This window comes from Ralstonia sp. VS2407, assembly GCF_052950655.1.
In genome coordinates, this window is record NZ_JBRFVG010000344.1 from 1 (window position 1) to 442 (window position 442).

The 442-nt window shown below is 65.6% G+C and carries 1 protein-coding gene and 1 pseudogene; both read right to left on the minus strand.

Translation table 11 applies throughout. The annotated features are described in order from the left end of the window. Window positions 1–251 (minus strand): annotated as a pseudogene (locus ACU8YE_RS25370) (hypothetical protein); the annotation flags it as partial. Beyond that, on the minus strand, window positions 248–442 hold a 195-nt coding region (locus ACU8YE_RS25375; RefSeq protein ID WP_446930346.1), incomplete at its 5' end, for an FtsW/RodA/SpoVE family cell cycle protein. The gene ACU8YE_RS25375 and the pseudogene ACU8YE_RS25370, both read right to left, overlap by 4 nt.

The window sequence follows — 442 nt, forward strand, 5'->3', positions numbered from 1 at the left end:
TACATGAACGGCTGCGGGTAGGTCCGCTGGAAGTCGTACTTGTCGTCGGAGGGGACGCTGCGGGCGACGGGGTCCTTGCCCACCAGGATCGCGCCGCGCTCGCGGGAGAAGGCGGCGTTGATCACCCGCCGGTTCTTGGCGTCCGAGGCGAGCTCGTCGGCGCGGAAGTACATGACGTAGGAGGCGTTGACCATCAGGGCCAGGAAGAGGAGGAGGCAGAAGATCGAGATGGTGCGGATCGGCTTGTTCACGTCAGCTTCACCACCTGGGTGGTCTCACTGTCGAAGGTGCCACTGAGGTCGCTCATCCTCGGGAGGGGTCGGCGGGCCTGGTCGGAGATGCGGATGAGCAGGGCGATGATCACCCAGTTGGCGACCAGCGACGACCCGCCGTACGACAGGAACGGCGTCGTCAGACCGGTGAGCGGGATCAGTCCGGTGAC